Origin of the sequence: Robertmurraya siralis (assembly GCF_005502275.1) — a bacterium.
In the GTDB taxonomy this organism is placed as follows: Bacteria; Bacillota; Bacilli; order Bacillales; family Cytobacillaceae; genus Robertmurraya; species Robertmurraya siralis.
The window spans coordinates 104,145-118,895 of the sequence record NZ_SWLZ01000009.1; the positions used below are offsets into that span (position 1 = coordinate 104,145).

Below are 14,751 nucleotides of genomic sequence, written 5' to 3' on the forward strand. Positions count from 1 at the left end.
ATAAAGAAGGAGGGCTGTAATCATGAAAATTGGGATTATTGGTACAGGCAACATGGGGAGAATTATGATCGAAGCCTTTATCGATGGAAAAGCCGTATCCCCTTCTTCGATCATTATGACCAATCGTACGATTTCAAAGGCAGTTGCGATCCAGGAGCTTTATCCAGCTATTAACATAGCCCATGATGCTACGGAGGTAGCAAAGGAAGCAGATCTTCTTTTCCTTTGCGTGAAGCCGGGAAATATGTATGATGTGATTCAAGAAATACTTCCCTTTTTAAACAAAGAACAATGTCTAACTTCTATTACAAGTCCGCTCAACACTTCATTACTGGCATCGCTCCTTCCCTGTTCAACAGCTCGGGCAATCCCAAGCATTACCAACCGAGCTCTGGCCGGAGTCTCACTTCTTACCTTTAGCGAACAATGCGAACCTCAGTGGCAACAATACTTAATACAATTATTCGAGAAAATTTCCACCCCGCTTATCATTGATGAAGATATAACGCGGGTTTCATCTGACATCGTTAGCTGCGGACCGGCATTCTTTACTTATTTAACAAGAAGATTCATTGATGCTGCCGTATCCGAAACCAATATAGACCGGGAGTCAGCAACAAAAATGGCAGGTGAAATGCTGATAGGGCTAGGTGCTCTCCTCAGCAAACAGTTCTATACTTTTGAGTCTTTACAGGAAAAGGTTAGTGTGAAAGGTGGAGTAACAGGAGAAGGGATTAAAGTGTTGGAAAATGAGCTTGGATCAGTATTTGAGCATCTGTTTCAGGCAACACATGTAAAGTTTGCTGAAGATCTACAAGAGGTCAATGCAGCTTTCGCCACAGTAGAAGAACAGAAGAGTCCAAGATATTAAAATAATTCGACTCATTACGATGAAATCCTTTCACAAATGAAAAGAATTGTAGCGATTTTGTGTCAAAAGCATTGGTATGTTGTTTTTGAGTTTTATGAAAGTGTTAAGCAAAAAAAATTGAGAAAAACAGCATAAGTAAAATAGGCTAGAGATGAAACTAATCAAAGTAGGTGGTAAGAATAACAGCGTGGGGCACCTTCGGAAAAATCGGAAAGCAGATTGTTCCTTTCGATGATGATTCAAAGTCGTTTTCCTTCGGACAAACTCGAGCTGCCTGAAGAGTTTCAAAAATAAAGCAAGAGGCATAAATGAAGCTTACTTCTTCCTTTGCATTTTTTCGATTATCATTCCTAGAAATCCGCAATCAAGCGCAAGGTAGGGAAATTTGCGTAGGAGGGCCCGAATGGGGAAGAAGGATTCAGACCATATATGCTTGATAAACCGGGGAGAATAGAAGCCCTATTTGGACAGTTTTGAACAGGAAAGAAGACCATCATAAATTGGAACAAAAATGTGAAAACCTAAAACACAACCGAATGGATTTCAATCTCGTTAAATTGCATGGGTTTGAACAAATTGCAAGTTTTGTGTAGATTTCCATTCGGACTTTTTACCGACTTTTTTGCATGCTCTGGTTCCGAATAGCAGGGACATTCGGACATTCAACCGGATAGGGAAGAACGTAAAAAAAAACGCTGGAATTCTGAGCTGTATTAAGTTCAGTTCAAAATCCCAGCGTTTCTATGTAAAAACAGTGCTGCCAAAAATTATAATTTATGAGCTACAACAAAAAAGACACGTTCAGAATTGGCTTGTGGTTTCCCTGCAAAATCACCAATTTTTTCGAGCACAGTGAAACCAGCTTCAATTAACCATTGCTCATACGTTTCAAGCGCAAATGAGCGTTGAGTATGATTCTCGTCAATCCGCTCATACTTCCCTGAAGACTCCTCAACAAAAAAGGTTAATTCATGCTCCACACTACCGGGGTATTCCCCTGCAAAACAGTTCCAAATGTAACAAATACCGCCATCATCATATGTAAATGTTTCATTTAGGAAGATTTCATTTATTTTATAAAGGGAATGAACATCAAAAATTAGCAAACCATCCTCTTTGAGAAACTGCTTAATCTGACGGAAGGTTTGCTTCACCTCTTCCTCTGTCTGTAAATAATTCAAAGAATCGCAAAATACTCCTATTACATCATATTTTGTCAGCAAATCAAGTTCAACCATATTTTGCTGAAAAAAATCAATCGCTAGTCCTTCATCAGCTGCCTTTGCCTGTGCAACAGTGAGCATGTCAGCAGATAAATCGACTCCCGTCACTGTATAACCGTGCTTTTGCAAACGAAGTGATAATTCTCCTGTACCACAAGCTAGGTCTAACAGCTTTTTCCCAGAAATATTGTATTTTTGGCAACTATCATTAACGATGCGAACCCATTGTTCATACGGAACATCTTTCATTAACTCATCGTATAAATAGGCAAATCGCTCATAAGTCATGAGAGTTCACTCTGAATATTAAGGGTAGGAGCATCACCCCAAAGACGTTCCAGATTATAATAGCTTCTTTCATCACGATGAAAGACATGTGCTACAACATCACCAAGGTCAATTAAAATCCATTTCGCTTCATCAAAGCCTTCCATTCTCTTCACATCATAATGATTTTCTACAGCTTTTTCTTTTATTTCCCGCGCAATTGCTTGCACTTGTTTGTCAGAGTTTCCGTGACAAATTATAAAATAATCGGCAATTAAAGAAATCCCTTTCATATTAAGTGCAACAATGTCCTCTGCACGCTTATCATCAGCAGCTTTTACCGCTATCGTTAATAATTGGTTATCATTCATCAACTAAAGTCCTCCTATTTGCAATTAGATCATTGTATGTGTGAAATGTATCTGGGAATATAGGCTGATTTTTATTCATTAGAAATGAGATCGTGTTCTGCACCGCTTTTATTAAAGCAAGCTGCAAATCCTTGTTGGCGAGCTCCCTTACTTCTTCCACTTCTGGAAACTGGCGCCCTGGTTCAATATAGTCGGCTAAATAAATAATCTTTTCCAGTATAGACATTCCAACTCGACCAGAGGTATGATATTTAATCGCATTTAAAATCTCCATATCCGCAATACCAACTTCCTTTTCAACTAAGAAAGCACCGACTGGGGCATGCCATAATTCACTGTTATATTGGAGCAGCTCAGGCGCCATTTTCTCTGCGAGAATAATTTGTTTCATTTCTTCCTTTGGCCGAAATTTCGCATAATCATGAAAAATCGCGGCGACTTCTGCTTTTTTCTCATCAGCCCCATATTGACGCGCTAAAAGTATTGCTGTTTCCATGACACCAATCGTATGTTGATATCTATGCTCTGTTAAATGCTCTCTTACGATTGCCAACGCTTCACTTTGATTCATATAAATGATTCTCCTTCAAATATTCAATCAGGGTGTCTGGAAGCAAATAGCGGATCGATTTCCCTTCTTGAATTCTCTCCCTAATTAAGCTAGATGAAACTTGAAACTCCGGAATATCAATATGAATAATCGGATACGAAGTTTTGTCCTGATAAGTTGGCCTATTCACCCCGACAAAGGACACCATATGCACCAATTCATCTATTTTATACCATTTAGGCAAATACTCGACCATGTCCGCTCCAATAATAAAATAAAAGCTCTTATCAGGATGCAGTTTTTTTAATTGCTGGATTGTGTCGTACGTATACGACGGGCCAGGACGCTCCAGTTCAATCGTTTCAATTTTAAAATAGGCGACATTTTCAAGCGCTAATTTAAGCATATTCAATCGATCCTCAGTTGAAATCAGAGCGGATTTTTTCTTGTGAGGAGGCTCCTGATTAGGAAGAAACCATATCTCATCAAGCTCCAGCTCATGAAAAACCTCGTTTGCAATGAGAAGATGACCATGGTGCGGGGGATCAAAAGTTCCTCCTAATAATCCAATTTTCCTCATTCACACACCTCCAAACCACTAAGATAGGCTCTTAGCACCCTACCTAAAAGAATTCATAGTCCTACAGGCAATAATAGCTATACCCCTGGGAACTAATTGCCTGCTTTTAAGTACCATTAAGGCAGCACAATCTCTTTGTTTTCTTTTGACTCTTTGTAGAGAACAATTGTGTTACCAATTACTTGTACAAGCTCTGCTACGCAACCATCTGCGAGCTTTTCTGCAACTGCGCCTCGCTCTTCTTCACAATTTTGAAGCACGCTTACTTTCAAAAGTTCCCTTGCTTCAAGCGCTTCACTAATTTGCTTAATCATATTTTCATTCACTCCGCCTTTCCCCACTTGAAAGATCGGGGTAAGATGATGAGCTTTCGAGCGAAGAAATCTTTTTTGTTTTCCAGTTAACATATGGTTCCTCCTAGTTGTTGTAACACTTTATTCGTCATCCGATTAATATCCGGCTTTACATTTGTCCATATTTCAAAAGCAAGCGCTCCTTGCTGAACAAACATTTGAATCCCATTTTGTGTTTTTGCACCTTTATCTCTAGCCTGGCGTAATAGCTCTGTTTCTAACGGGTTGTAAATAATATCACTCACAAAAGCACTTTCCTTTAAATTATGTAATGATAATACTTTGCATTCAGAATTCGGAGACATGCCAAGAGATGTTGTTTGAATAATAATATCATATGCTGCCAATTGCTCTTCCGCCTCATTCAGACTCAGAATATTCGATTTAGCATGATATGGACATTCTTCTACAAGACGCTCCGCTTTAGTCGGAGTTCTATTTGTCAAATCAATATGGGCTACACCTTCGAAAGCGAGGGTAAAATATATTGCCCGTGCTGCCCCTCCAGCGCCAATGATTAACACCTTCTTCTCTTTAAGCTCTTGTAACTCTGATTTGAGAGCTTTAACATAGCCACTTCCATCGGTATTATACCCAATTAGGCGTCCATTTTCATTGGCTACCGTATTAACGGCTCCAATCGAACGTGCCAATGGGTCAACATCGTCGAGCAGTGAAATAATGGCAACTTTATGGGGCACAGTTACATTAAATCCACTCATGTTCATCGCACGAAATCCTTTAACCGCTTCAGCCAAATCCTCTTCTTTAATCGCGAATGCCTGATAATGAGCATCGATTCCATAGTGCTGAAATAAATCATTATGCATGAGAGGCGACATAGAATGGGCAATCGGATTTCCAATTACAGCGTATAATTTTTTCATTCCCCTCCCCAATCCTTTCTATCCTTATATAAGTGACTTACGAAGCATTGCGTAGACCCCTTTTGGAACGTAGACCGCTACTTTCACTCCAGGATCATTGACAGTGATCCAGCCAAGTCCTGAAAAAACAATATCCGTTTTCCCTTCTTTAATCGTGAATTCATGCTTAATGAGCGGTGGGAAGGAATCAATCTGCTCCTTACGCGGTGGAGTCAGCATCTCCCCTTTATGCCTTTCATAAAGATCAGAAGCCTTCTCAAGCTTTGTACGGTGAATTTGAATTTGATTCGAAACATGACAAACAAACGAACTTCTGCCGCCACTAATATAATCAAAACGAGCTAAGCCACCAAAAAAGAGAGTCTGTCCTTCATTTAATTGATAAATTTTCGGTTTAATTTCCTTTTTCGGAGTGATTACTTTTAAATCTCTTTTATCAATATAATGAGCCATTTGATGATGATTGATAATTCCTGGAGTATCCACCAAAAATTTCCCGTCAGCTAAAGGGATCTCAATTATATCAAGCGTTGTTCCTGGGAAGTGGGAGGTTGTAATGACATCGCCTTCTCCCGTTACTTCCTTTAAAATGCGGTTAATAAAGGTTGATTTCCCAACATTCGTACAGCCAACAACATAGACATCCTTGCCTTCACGATAGCTGTCGATCGCTTCTGTTACTTCTTTAATAAAATGTCCCTTCTCCGCACTAACAAGAAAAACATCCTTTGGCTTCAGCCCCAATTCCTTGGCTTCTTGCTTCATCCAGTTAATCAATTTATTCGGTTTAACAGAGTGAGGCAAAAGATCAACCTTGTTGCCAATTAGAAGGATGGGGTTATCTCCTACAAAACGATGCAAACCAGGTAGCCAACTACCGTTAAAATCAAATATATCAACAATTTTTACAATTAGCGCATCTCTTTTCCCAAGTTCATTGAGTATTTTTAAAAAATCGTCATCCGTTAAATTTACATCCTGTACTTCGTTATAATGCTTCAAACGAAAACATCTTTGACAAACAATTTCCTCTTTATCAAGAGACGACTTTGGCGCATAGCCAATTTGCTCCTTATTCTCCGTTTGAATTTTAACTCCACAACCTATACAAATGTATTGCTCACTCAAGATTTTTCCTCCCAAACAATCATGCCCTTTTTACGAAACCAATTTAATATTCTTCTTTCGATCATTCGATTAAATTTTGTCCAAAAGCCATCGGTTGATGCAACTGGTACGACTAATATTGTATGAAATCCACCGCGATTCCCGCCTAGTACATCCGTCAGCAGCTGATCACCAATCACAACGGTCTCTTCCTTCCTCAACCCCATGTTCTGAACAGCCTTATGAAAAGCTCTTACAAGTGGTTTACGCGCTTGAAAGATAAACGGAATATTAAGGGGATCGGAAAAAGCTTGGACCCTTTCTCGATTATTATTCGAAACAATTGTAATGCGAATATCTTCCTTTCGCATCATTTCAAACCATTCCGTTAATTTTGGTGTTGCATTGGGACGATCCCATTCCACTAGAGTATTATCCAAATCCGTTATAATTCCCTTTATCCCTTGCTCCTTTAGTTTTTCAGGAGTGATTTGGAAAATACTTTTTACATGCTGATCCGGTAAAAATATCTTCAACAATGATAGACACCTCAATTTCTTTATCTCGGTTTTATTCCCAATTTTACTTTTGTGTAAGAAGGAGTGCAAGCAATTCTATTATACAAGCCGCTCCCTGCGTCAGAATACGTCGAAATGAAGTAAAAAATCACGATAACGGAAAAACTTTTCGACACAAATAGCCTCTTTTCAACAGTTGTGGATAACTTTATTCACATATCCCACATTGATTTATATAGTTTCCCATAACTTATAAACATTTTAATCACAACTTATCCACCGAACACTGTGGATAAACGGAACGGTTGTTCTACCTTCATATTTTTGTTAGAGTAAGAATACAACAAAGGGAACTTACATAATATGTATATTCACCCTTTTTTAGAACGAGTAATTGAGGAGGTGAATTCTGACATGAGAAAGCTGTCAGATGAATTACTAGTTGAATCCTATTTCAAAGCGAAAGAATTGAATTTATCAAAAGATTTCATCCTTCTAATTGAAACAGAAATTCACCGTCGTTCTTTAACTCATAAAATTAAAGCCTCTTCATAACTTACTATTTGCCCAAAAGGGCTTTTCTTTTTGTTAATTTTGCTTGGTCCGCATAAGGCAGAGCACGTCACCAACCTTTACTTCCCTTGGTGTTACGTGTTTTTGCAATGGTTCAATTGAATCAGGATTAAATAAGAGGATCACAGTCGAACCAAAAGTGAAGTAGGCAATTTCCTCGCCTTTTTCCAATTGCTCACCCATATGAATCGATTCAATCGAATTAACAAACATCGCGCCCACTTTCACAATTGCTGTTACACCGGAATCATGTTCAACCTCAGTAATTTTACGATAATTTTTTGCGAGCGTTTCTCTGCCATATTTAAGTCCATAGCGGTTTACCGGGTAGGATTTCTTGCCTAGAGTCCATTCACCAACCACTTTTCCTGAGAGTGGGCTATGTATGCGATGATAGTGACTAGGACTTAAATAGAGCAGAAAGTAAGTTCCATTCATATATTTTTGTGCCTTTTCGACGCTACCAAGCATTTCAATAACGGAGTATTCCTTCCCTTTAACAGTCAAGGTTAATTCAGGGGAAATCGAACCGATATCCTCTAGTACAGCGTCTACCGGACTTACAATAGAGTTTACACCAGCGTCAATCGTCCGAGCTCCTCTCTTCAATCTTCGAATGAAAAAATCATGAAGAGTCGTGAACTCTTCTATCGGGGTCGCCATTTCGTGTACATTGACCTTGTATATTTTCGCAAAAGAAGGAATGAACCATCGACTCGCTTTCGATTGAGCCAATTTTTTCAACAAAAAAGATGTCCACCTTCCATTCGATAATTCAATTAAATTTCGGTAAAACCATTGAATCAAATCGCATTCCTCCATTAATTACCTCATTATCAATCAACGTTTAGACAAAACTGTATTGTATCATACTATATTAAATTCAGCTATACCCGCTTTATCATACCATATTTATTGCCTTGATGAGACGCAGGTAACATTAAAACAAGCGCTTTGTTAAACAGATAAGATGATAACAATTTTTGGCTTATGGAGCAGCGCACCTTTGAAACAAAGTCCCCATAAAGGTTGATAGACTTTTCAGCTTGTCCTAGACGTTAAATATGCTGGAAGCCACAACTACAAATTCGATCCTACTCACAAAAAAACAGCACCCATCTCTGAGTACTGTTCTTTACTTCATTATTTTCCTTCTGTCAATCGTAAAAATTCTTCAACATCATCAATGCAAAGTTGTACTGCTTGCTGCCAAAAATCAGGTTTTGTTAAATCCACATTTAAATGTTTGAGAGCCAAATCTTCAACAGTCATTGAGGCTGTATCTTTTAATAAAGCAATATATTTTTCTTCGTACCCTTTCCCTTCTTCTATAGCTTTCGCATAAATGCCTAATGAGAATAAGTAACCGAAAGTGTATGGGAAGTTGTAAAAAGGGACACCTGTAATGTAAAAGTGTAGCTTTGAAGCCCAGAAAAAAGGATGGTATTCTTCAAGCGCCCCACCGTAGGCTTCTTTTTGCGCCTCTGTCATTAATTCATTTAAGCGCTCCACACTAACAGTACCCTCTTTTCTTTCTTCGTAAAATCTTGTTTCAAAAAGAAAACGGGAATGGATATTCATCAATAGTGCGACGGAACGTTGAATCTTATCTTCAAGAAGCGCAAGCTGCTCCTCTTCAGAGCTTGCATTTTTCACGGCAGCATCTGCAACAATCATCTCTGCGAACGTGGACGCTGTCTCCGCAACATTCATCGCATAATTACGATTTAATGTATGTAAATCTCTCATTGCATATGTATGGAAACCGTGTCCTAACTCATGAGCCAATGTGGAAACATTGGAGGGAGTACCTGAATACGTCATAAAGATTCTTGACTGACTGTCTTCAGGGAAATACGTATGGAAACCACCAGGGCTTTTTCCATCTCGATCCTCCGCCTCAATCCAGCGCTCTTTAAATGCTTTTTTCGCAAAAGCTGTCATTTCATCCCCAAATTTAGAGAAATGTTCGAGGATGAACTCTGCTCCTTCTTGATATGAAATTTTGCTATCTGCTTGTCCAAGTGGTGCATCCAAGTCATACCAACTTAATTTACCGAGACCAAGCAGCTTTGCTTTTCTCTCTAAGAATTTCACAAGAGGCATTTTATTATCCGCGATCACTTGCCACATCGCATCCAATGTTTCCTTTTTCATTCGATTAATATCAAGCGGTTCTTTAATTACTTCTTCCCAACCGCGTTGTTTATACACATTTAAACGAAAACCCGCTAAATGATTTAATGTTTTTGCCAGATAAGTGGATTTATCAGCCCAAGCCGTTTCCCAAGCTGCAAAGACATTCTTGCGTACACTTCTGTCTGGGTTAGAGAATTTGTTAGCAGCTTGCCCTACTGACAATGCCTTCGTTGTTCCATCCTCATTCACATTTACTTTCATTGTACCGACAATGACATCATACATTTGGCTCCAGCCATGATATCCATCAACACTTAAAGCATTAATAAGGGTTTCTTCGCCCTTTGAAAGCCTTTCACTCGCTGAACGTCTTCCTTCAGATAAGACAAAAGAAAGCTCCTTTAAACGCTCTTGGGCAACAATGCCAGCCCAGACATCATCATGAATCGTCGTTAACTTTTGGTTCAATTCTGTCAAGACAATTTGGAATTCAGCATTAAGACCGGTGACATCTCCTCTTAAAACATCAGCCTTTGAGTCCTCTGTATTTTGGGCTTGTAAGCAACTTACAAATGCACCCGCTTGGCGAACTTTTTTCGTGACAACTTCAAATTTATCAACAATTGTCTTAAGATCAATTGCATCTTCTCGCACCACATTTTTCGGCTCCCAATTCGAAACAAGCGCTTTGAATTCTGCAACGAGCTGCTTCGTTTCCTGCAAATGCTGCGCAAATTTGGGTGAGCCACTTCCTCCTTCAAAAAAGACATCTAAATCCCATACTTCTGAATATGTATTTTCCGCCATGTAATTTCCTCCCATTTATATACACTATAAAAAATTTACTCTTTTCAGAAATTTCTTTTTAGTATATCACAATATATTTCGTTAGTCTAAAGATTACTAGTGCCAAAATGGAAGCAGCAAGCATTTTGCCTACTGCTAAAAAGGTGATATCAAAACTCTTTCCAACTTAACGATAGTACCCCCCGAAGTACCACCATCCAAAGAAAATTAATAAAAGGACGAACAATACAATCCATAACGCCGCCCACGCACCACTTCCAGGATAGTATGGAGGTGGATAAGGGGATGGATATGCGTAAGGACCCGGATATCCGTAAGCCATCTCACAACCTCCTTTAATCGAGACTCCACTAATCCTCTATTAATAATCTATGCAACAGCCTGCCAACTGTATAGGCAACTGTCGATTTCTGTTCAAAGGAGAAAATGGAAAGCTACACTTATTAATCATAAAAAATATCTTTATGGGACAGACAAAAACAAACACGCTTTCACATAGGTATTAGTTATAGGCGAATGTTACATTAGCGGAGGTGCCAATATGTCTGGAATTTTGACTGCACTTGGAGTCTTGATTAAAGAGATTTTCTTTCTTGTCTCTTATGTAAAGAACAACGCCTTTCCTCAACCATTATCACCTGAAGATGAAAAGAAATTTTTACGTTCAATGGCTGAAGGTGATAGCCATGCTCGCAATATGCTAATCGAGCATAATTTACGACTTGTGGCCCATATTGTGAAAAAGTTTGAAAATACGGGTGAAGATTCAGAGGATTTGATTTCCATCGGTACAATCGGATTAATCAAAGCGATTGAGAGCTATTCAGAAGGAAAAGGGACAAAGCTTGCCACCTATGCTGCTCGTTGTATTGAAAACGAAATATTAATGCATTTGCGAGCTTTAAAAAAGACAAAAAAGGATGTTTCTCTTCATGATCCGATTGGGCAGGACAAAGAAGGGAATGAAATTTCTCTCATTGATGTATTAAAATCTGATTCTGAAGATGTCATCGACACCATTCAATTGAATATGGAGCTGGAAAAGGTCAAGGAATACATTGATGTGTTGGATGGCCGTGAACGAGAAGTGATTGTCGGTCGATTTGGTTTAGATTTAAAAAAGGAAAAAACGCAGCGCGAAATCGCAAAAGAGCTTGGAATTTCCCGGAGTTATGTGTCCCGGATTGAAAAGCGTGCACTGATGAAGATGTTTCATGAATTTTATCGGGCTGAGAAAGAAAAACGAAAAGAAGGAAGATAAAGCTTGTAGAAGCCGGTCTATAGATCCGGCTTCTATTTCATTTTATCAAACTATCATTAGATGAAAAGATTCATCTCGGCAATTCGTAGGTTTTCTAAGTATGAGCTTTCCTGAAAAAAGCATCTTAAACTGTACGATCATTTGACGCACCTAGGCCAAATATAAAAAGGAGAACACTGACCATAAGCAACAATAGGATCGGAAGGTGCCAGCTAGCCGTAATGTCATGGAACAACCCAAACAAAGTCGGTCCTGTCGCTGCCAGCAAATACCCAACCGATTGCGACATACCGGACAAAGAAGCGGCATCAGAGGCATTTTTTGTCCGTAAACTCAAAAAGATCATAGCTAAACTGAACGCACATCCCCCAGCAATTCCTAATAAAATTGTCCATAACGAGATAAGTATATTATCGCTGAAATAAAGACCACCCAATGAAACAAAAAACAGGAAAGCCATGATTAAAACGAGCAAACGTTGGTTCTTCATGCGTCCTGCAACGATCGGGACAACAAATGATACAGGCAGCGATGCCATTTGAAATAAAAAGAGCATCCAACCAGCACTGTCCTCACTTAAGCCTCGGCTTGTCATGATTTCAGGTAACCAAGCAATCAATACATAAAAAAGCAGTGACTGCAATCCCATAAAAAGTGTAATCGTCCAAGCCAGCGGTGAGCGCCACAGACTTCGCCGAACCGACACACCGTTACTTGCCATCCCAGCTGACGCTCGACTCACCCGAACTTGAGGTAGCCAAAATAGCATGGATATTAGAACGAGCAATCCCCAAATTCCAAGTGCGCCATTCCAACCTAAACCAAGATTATGGGCAAGCGGAATACTCACACCTGATGCAATCGCACCGCATAAATTCATGGACACTGAATACATCCCTGTCATAAGACCAACTTTACGAGGAAAATCCCGTTTAATCAAACTTGGAATTAGCACGTTGCACACGGCAATCGCGAGTCCAAGCAAAATGGTGCCAACAAACAATGGAACGATTGCAGGCAACGTACGGATTGCAATACCAAACATTAACAAAATCAATGCATAAAGCATGATTCGTTCCATCCCGAAACGACGCGCTAAAATAGGCGCGAACGGTGAAAGAATCGCGAAAGCAAGCAACGGCAATGTTGTGAGCAGGCCGGCAGCAGTATTTGACAACTCAAGGGATTCGCGAATGGATCCGATCAATGGGCCTACCGACGTTAACGGTGACCGCATCGTCAATGAAATAAGGACGATGCCTAAAATAATCGGCCACCCCAATGAATACGACTGTTTTGAAGCAGTTAATTTTGCATCGCTGTGCACAGTCATGGTTGCTCCTCCTGTTCTTTGATGATAACTTCTTTTGATTCCTGGATATAGCAATGAACTGCTTCTACGGCACGATCAGCATCCTGGTCGACAATCGCTTCGACCAATTGCCGATGTATTTCCAAGAAATTCGCGCCAGCTTCATAACGAGTCAAGCTTGTAATTGAATCTTGCAATGCTTCAGCAATATGGCTGTATATTTCAATCAATATTTCATTATGAGACGCCTTGATGATTATTTGGTGTAAATGTATATCCTCCGTTACAAAACGGTCAATATCACTTGATTTTGCCGCTTCCTCACAACGTTCCAACTGGACAAGAAGTTCACGCACCTCACCGCTTGTTCTGCGTTGTGCAGCTAGATGAGCTCCCTCACGTTCGAGAGCATGTCTAACTTCTAACGTTTGTAATGTATCCGAACGCAAAATGCGTCTTTTCATCGCTGCACCTAAAGCACTTGAAGAACAGACATAAGTTCCGTCACCTTGTTTCGTCTTCAAAAGTCCGGAATGTATTAATGCCCGAATTGCTTCCCTTAACGTATTTCGGCTAATATTCAACTCTTTCATCAACTCTGGCTCGGCTGGAATGCGCATCCCTACTCCCCAATTACCAGATTCGATTAAACTTTCCATTTGTAATGCAACTTGCTCAACAAGCGTTTGTCGATTTGGTTTCTGAAGCATGAACCCATCCTCCGGTATTAGAATTATCAAACATAGGATGTTTGGTTAATAGGCATTTTATCATTCCTCTTATATTAAAACAATAAAATGAAATAAACGCATCAAAGAAAGAGGAAGATTAATTTGTGATTTCGCCCAATAACTGAACAAAATCAAGCAATTCTGGATGCTATAAAAAGGAGAAAGCATTAATTGGAGGTTTTTAGAATAATTAAAATCGCCTCTAGTCAGTTGGATAATGGCCTGCCAAGCAATCAAAAGAAAGAAGACTTCAATTAACGGGTGGTTTTCAGTTTCTTTCAGAGAAAATCAAACACTCAAAAAAAGTAGCGGTGAAAACTATTCATTTTCATCACTACTTTTTTGGTCTTTTCAGACAGTTTCTTCTTTTTTATTCCTCTACAGTTGTAACTTCCGATGCAATAATTAAACCGATTGTTCCACAAACGACAAAACCCATCACAATTAAAAACATTTTGCCACACCCCATATGATTTAAATATGTTGTTAATTCGAATTTAACATATTCATAACGTAATAACGTTGGTGGAATGTGAACATTCTGTTAAAGTAAACTATTTATTTTTTCTTTTTCATCAGCTTAAATTCAAGGGTCAACAACAACACCTTTAAATACATAAGCTCACTCCTAACATATTAGCCGTTTCGTTAGGTAGTATCCTTCTCCACCCAAAATACTCCATTTCTCCTTTGCATTAAAAACATCATCATTATGCCCACCTTTCTATCATTTTTTTAGAATAAATTTTAAAATAAGCGCTGAGCGTCCAATACCCGTGTTTTTGCCTGTTCATATGCATCCATTGCCTGCTGATCACGAATTGCTTCTTCAAGGGTAATATTTCGTTTTTTGATTGTCACAGTAAAGAATAAAATATTAAGTGTCATACCTATCACCTCCTTTAAATCCATTCAGTAGCGAAGGACTGAAATCATCGAACATGCATTGATACGATGAAAGCTCCATGTTATTTTGATTCATCACCTTTATCAATACCCTCCTTCCACTTTACCTAACCTTTTTGGACACAAAAATGCCGCAGAGCTTTCGAACTGCGGCTAAAAAAGTGCATAAAAAGCCGCAGGACACAATTCTCCCTGCGGCATGAATGCTTATTTATAAAAGGTCATAAATTAGGCGATCCATTCCTTGTCGGTCGAATGTGAAAATAATGCATATGAAATTGCAGATTCAATTAAT

Annotated in this window: 17 protein-coding genes; 3 read left to right on the forward strand and 14 right to left on the reverse strand. The window is 39.2% G+C overall.

Annotation, left to right across the window (positions count from 1 at the left end; genetic code table 11):
* The first annotated feature begins 22 nt into the window (after positions 1 to 22).
* Positions 23 to 871, forward strand: a complete 849-nt coding sequence (gene comER, locus FCJ93_RS12905) for a late competence protein ComER (RefSeq protein WP_095306888.1) — start codon at positions 23 to 25, stop codon at positions 869 to 871.
* A 767-nt stretch (positions 872 to 1,638) separates the two neighbouring features.
* On the opposite strand, the gene FCJ93_RS12910 is transcribed toward comER, so the two are convergent.
* The 8 genes from FCJ93_RS12910 to FCJ93_RS12945 all read right to left on the reverse strand — a co-directional run bounded on the left by FCJ93_RS12910 (position 1,639) and on the right by FCJ93_RS12945 (position 6,748).
* Positions 1,639 to 2,382, reverse strand: coding sequence for a class I SAM-dependent DNA methyltransferase (locus FCJ93_RS12910; RefSeq protein ID WP_095306889.1), 744 nt, complete (start codon positions 2,380 to 2,382; stop codon positions 1,639 to 1,641).
* The gene (gene rsfS, locus FCJ93_RS12915) at positions 2,379 to 2,732 is read right to left on the reverse strand and encodes a ribosome silencing factor (RefSeq protein ID WP_095306890.1); all 354 of its coding nucleotides are present in this window, start codon (positions 2,730 to 2,732) and stop codon (positions 2,379 to 2,381) included. The genes FCJ93_RS12910 and rsfS overlap by 4 nt, the downstream gene beginning before the upstream one ends.
* The gene (gene yqeK / locus FCJ93_RS12920) at positions 2,725 to 3,303 is read right to left on the reverse strand and encodes a bis(5'-nucleosyl)-tetraphosphatase (symmetrical) YqeK (protein WP_137743859.1); all 579 of its coding nucleotides are present in this window, start codon (positions 3,301 to 3,303) and stop codon (positions 2,725 to 2,727) included. Before yqeK ends, rsfS begins: the two co-directional genes overlap by 8 nt.
* Positions 3,290 to 3,862 carry a nicotinate-nucleotide adenylyltransferase gene (locus FCJ93_RS12925; protein WP_095306892.1) on the reverse strand — a complete coding sequence of 191 codons (573 nt, stop codon included), beginning with the start codon at positions 3,860 to 3,862 and terminating at the stop codon, positions 3,290 to 3,292. Before FCJ93_RS12925 ends, yqeK begins: the two co-directional genes overlap by 14 nt.
* A gap of 116 nt (positions 3,863 to 3,978) precedes the next feature.
* Positions 3,979 to 4,269 (reverse strand): ribosome assembly RNA-binding protein YhbY, encoded by a 291-nt coding sequence (gene yhbY / locus FCJ93_RS12930; RefSeq protein ID WP_137743860.1) that lies wholly within the window; start codon positions 4,267 to 4,269, stop codon positions 3,979 to 3,981.
* Positions 4,263 to 5,102 carry a shikimate dehydrogenase gene (aroE, locus tag FCJ93_RS12935; RefSeq protein WP_095306894.1) on the reverse strand — a complete coding sequence of 280 codons (840 nt, stop codon included), beginning with the start codon at positions 5,100 to 5,102 and terminating at the stop codon, positions 4,263 to 4,265. The genes yhbY and aroE overlap by 7 nt, the downstream gene beginning before the upstream one ends.
* 24 nt (positions 5,103 to 5,126) lie before the next feature.
* Positions 5,127 to 6,230 (reverse strand): ribosome biogenesis GTPase YqeH, encoded by a 1,104-nt coding sequence (gene yqeH / locus FCJ93_RS12940; RefSeq protein WP_373315017.1) that lies wholly within the window; start codon positions 6,228 to 6,230, stop codon positions 5,127 to 5,129.
* Positions 6,227 to 6,748: a YqeG family HAD IIIA-type phosphatase gene (locus FCJ93_RS12945; RefSeq protein ID WP_095306895.1), complete on the reverse strand. Its 522-nt coding sequence runs from the start codon at positions 6,746 to 6,748 to the stop codon at positions 6,227 to 6,229. The genes yqeH and FCJ93_RS12945 overlap by 4 nt, the downstream gene beginning before the upstream one ends.
* Before the next feature lie 393 nt (positions 6,749 to 7,141).
* On the opposite strand from FCJ93_RS12945, the gene sda reads away from it, so the two are divergent.
* Positions 7,142 to 7,282, forward strand: a complete 141-nt coding sequence (gene sda, locus FCJ93_RS12950) for a sporulation histidine kinase inhibitor Sda (RefSeq protein ID WP_095306896.1) — start codon at positions 7,142 to 7,144, stop codon at positions 7,280 to 7,282.
* A 33-nt stretch (positions 7,283 to 7,315) separates the two neighbouring features.
* Here the strand turns inward: sda and FCJ93_RS12955 are convergent, their stop codons facing one another.
* From FCJ93_RS12955 to FCJ93_RS25000, 3 genes are all read right to left on the reverse strand, one after another.
* Positions 7,316 to 8,107 (reverse strand): phosphatidylserine decarboxylase, encoded by a 792-nt coding sequence (locus FCJ93_RS12955; protein ID WP_095306897.1) that lies wholly within the window; start codon positions 8,105 to 8,107, stop codon positions 7,316 to 7,318.
* A 336-nt stretch (positions 8,108 to 8,443) separates the two neighbouring features.
* On the reverse strand, positions 8,444 to 10,246 hold the full coding sequence (locus tag FCJ93_RS12960; RefSeq protein ID WP_095306898.1) for a M3 family oligoendopeptidase: 1,803 nt from the start codon (positions 10,244 to 10,246) through the stop codon (positions 8,444 to 8,446).
* Between the two features lie 166 nt (positions 10,247 to 10,412).
* Positions 10,413 to 10,568, reverse strand: coding sequence for a hypothetical protein (locus tag FCJ93_RS25000; protein WP_170211302.1), 156 nt, complete (start codon positions 10,566 to 10,568; stop codon positions 10,413 to 10,415).
* A gap of 219 nt (positions 10,569 to 10,787) precedes the next feature.
* Here FCJ93_RS25000 and sigK point away from each other — a divergent pair, with 219 nt between their 5' ends.
* Entirely contained in the window at positions 10,788 to 11,507 is a 720-nt protein-coding gene (gene sigK, locus FCJ93_RS12965; protein WP_095306899.1) for an RNA polymerase sporulation sigma factor SigK, read from the forward strand.
* Positions 11,508 to 11,631: 124 nt separating this feature from the next.
* On the opposite strand, the gene FCJ93_RS12970 is transcribed toward sigK, so the two are convergent.
* The 3 genes from FCJ93_RS12970 to FCJ93_RS12980 all read right to left on the reverse strand — a co-directional run bounded on the left by FCJ93_RS12970 (position 11,632) and on the right by FCJ93_RS12980 (position 14,438).
* Positions 11,632 to 12,840 (reverse strand): CynX/NimT family MFS transporter, encoded by a 1,209-nt coding sequence (locus tag FCJ93_RS12970; protein WP_137743861.1) that lies wholly within the window; start codon positions 12,838 to 12,840, stop codon positions 11,632 to 11,634.
* On the reverse strand, positions 12,837 to 13,529 hold the full coding sequence (locus FCJ93_RS12975; RefSeq protein ID WP_095306900.1) for a FadR/GntR family transcriptional regulator: 693 nt from the start codon (positions 13,527 to 13,529) through the stop codon (positions 12,837 to 12,839). The genes FCJ93_RS12970 and FCJ93_RS12975 overlap by 4 nt, the downstream gene beginning before the upstream one ends.
* A 768-nt stretch (positions 13,530 to 14,297) precedes the next feature.
* The gene (locus tag FCJ93_RS12980; protein ID WP_095306901.1) at positions 14,298 to 14,438 is read right to left on the reverse strand and encodes a YrzI family small protein; all 141 of its coding nucleotides are present in this window, start codon (positions 14,436 to 14,438) and stop codon (positions 14,298 to 14,300) included.
* Between the last annotated feature and the right edge of the window lie 313 nt (positions 14,439 to 14,751).

What these genes read in the sequence shown, in the direction of transcription:
- comER (WP_095306888.1), top strand. Translation starts at nt 23, where the DNA reads ATGAAAATTGGGATTATTGGTACAGGCAACATGGGGAGAATTATGATC.
- FCJ93_RS12910 (WP_095306889.1), bottom strand. Translation starts at nt 2,382, where the DNA reads ATGACTTATGAGCGATTTGCCTATTTATACGATGAGTTAATGAAAGAT.
- rsfS (WP_095306890.1), bottom strand. Translation starts at nt 2,732, where the DNA reads ATGAATGATAACCAATTATTAACGATAGCGGTAAAAGCTGCTGATGAT.
- yqeK (WP_137743859.1), bottom strand. Translation starts at nt 3,303, where the DNA reads ATGAATCAAAGTGAAGCGTTGGCAATCGTAAGAGAGCATTTAACAGAG.
- FCJ93_RS12925 (WP_095306892.1), bottom strand. Translation starts at nt 3,862, where the DNA reads ATGAGGAAAATTGGATTATTAGGAGGAACTTTTGATCCCCCGCACCAT.
- yhbY (WP_137743860.1), bottom strand. Translation starts at nt 4,269, where the DNA reads ATGTTAACTGGAAAACAAAAAAGATTTCTTCGCTCGAAAGCTCATCAT.
- aroE (WP_095306894.1), bottom strand. Translation starts at nt 5,102, where the DNA reads ATGAAAAAATTATACGCTGTAATTGGAAATCCGATTGCCCATTCTATG.
- sda (WP_095306896.1), top strand. Translation starts at nt 7,142, where the DNA reads ATGAGAAAGCTGTCAGATGAATTACTAGTTGAATCCTATTTCAAAGCG.
- FCJ93_RS12960 (WP_095306898.1), bottom strand. Translation starts at nt 10,246, where the DNA reads ATGGCGGAAAATACATATTCAGAAGTATGGGATTTAGATGTCTTTTTT.
- FCJ93_RS25000 (WP_170211302.1), bottom strand. Translation starts at nt 10,568, where the DNA reads ATGGCTTACGGATATCCGGGTCCTTACGCATATCCATCCCCTTATCCA.
- sigK (WP_095306899.1), top strand. Translation starts at nt 10,788, where the DNA reads ATGTCTGGAATTTTGACTGCACTTGGAGTCTTGATTAAAGAGATTTTC.
- FCJ93_RS12970 (WP_137743861.1), bottom strand. Translation starts at nt 12,840, where the DNA reads ATGACTGTGCACAGCGATGCAAAATTAACTGCTTCAAAACAGTCGTAT.
- FCJ93_RS12975 (WP_095306900.1), bottom strand. Translation starts at nt 13,529, where the DNA reads ATGCTTCAGAAACCAAATCGACAAACGCTTGTTGAGCAAGTTGCATTA.
- FCJ93_RS12980 (WP_095306901.1), bottom strand. Translation starts at nt 14,438, where the DNA reads ATGACACTTAATATTTTATTCTTTACTGTGACAATCAAAAAACGAAAT.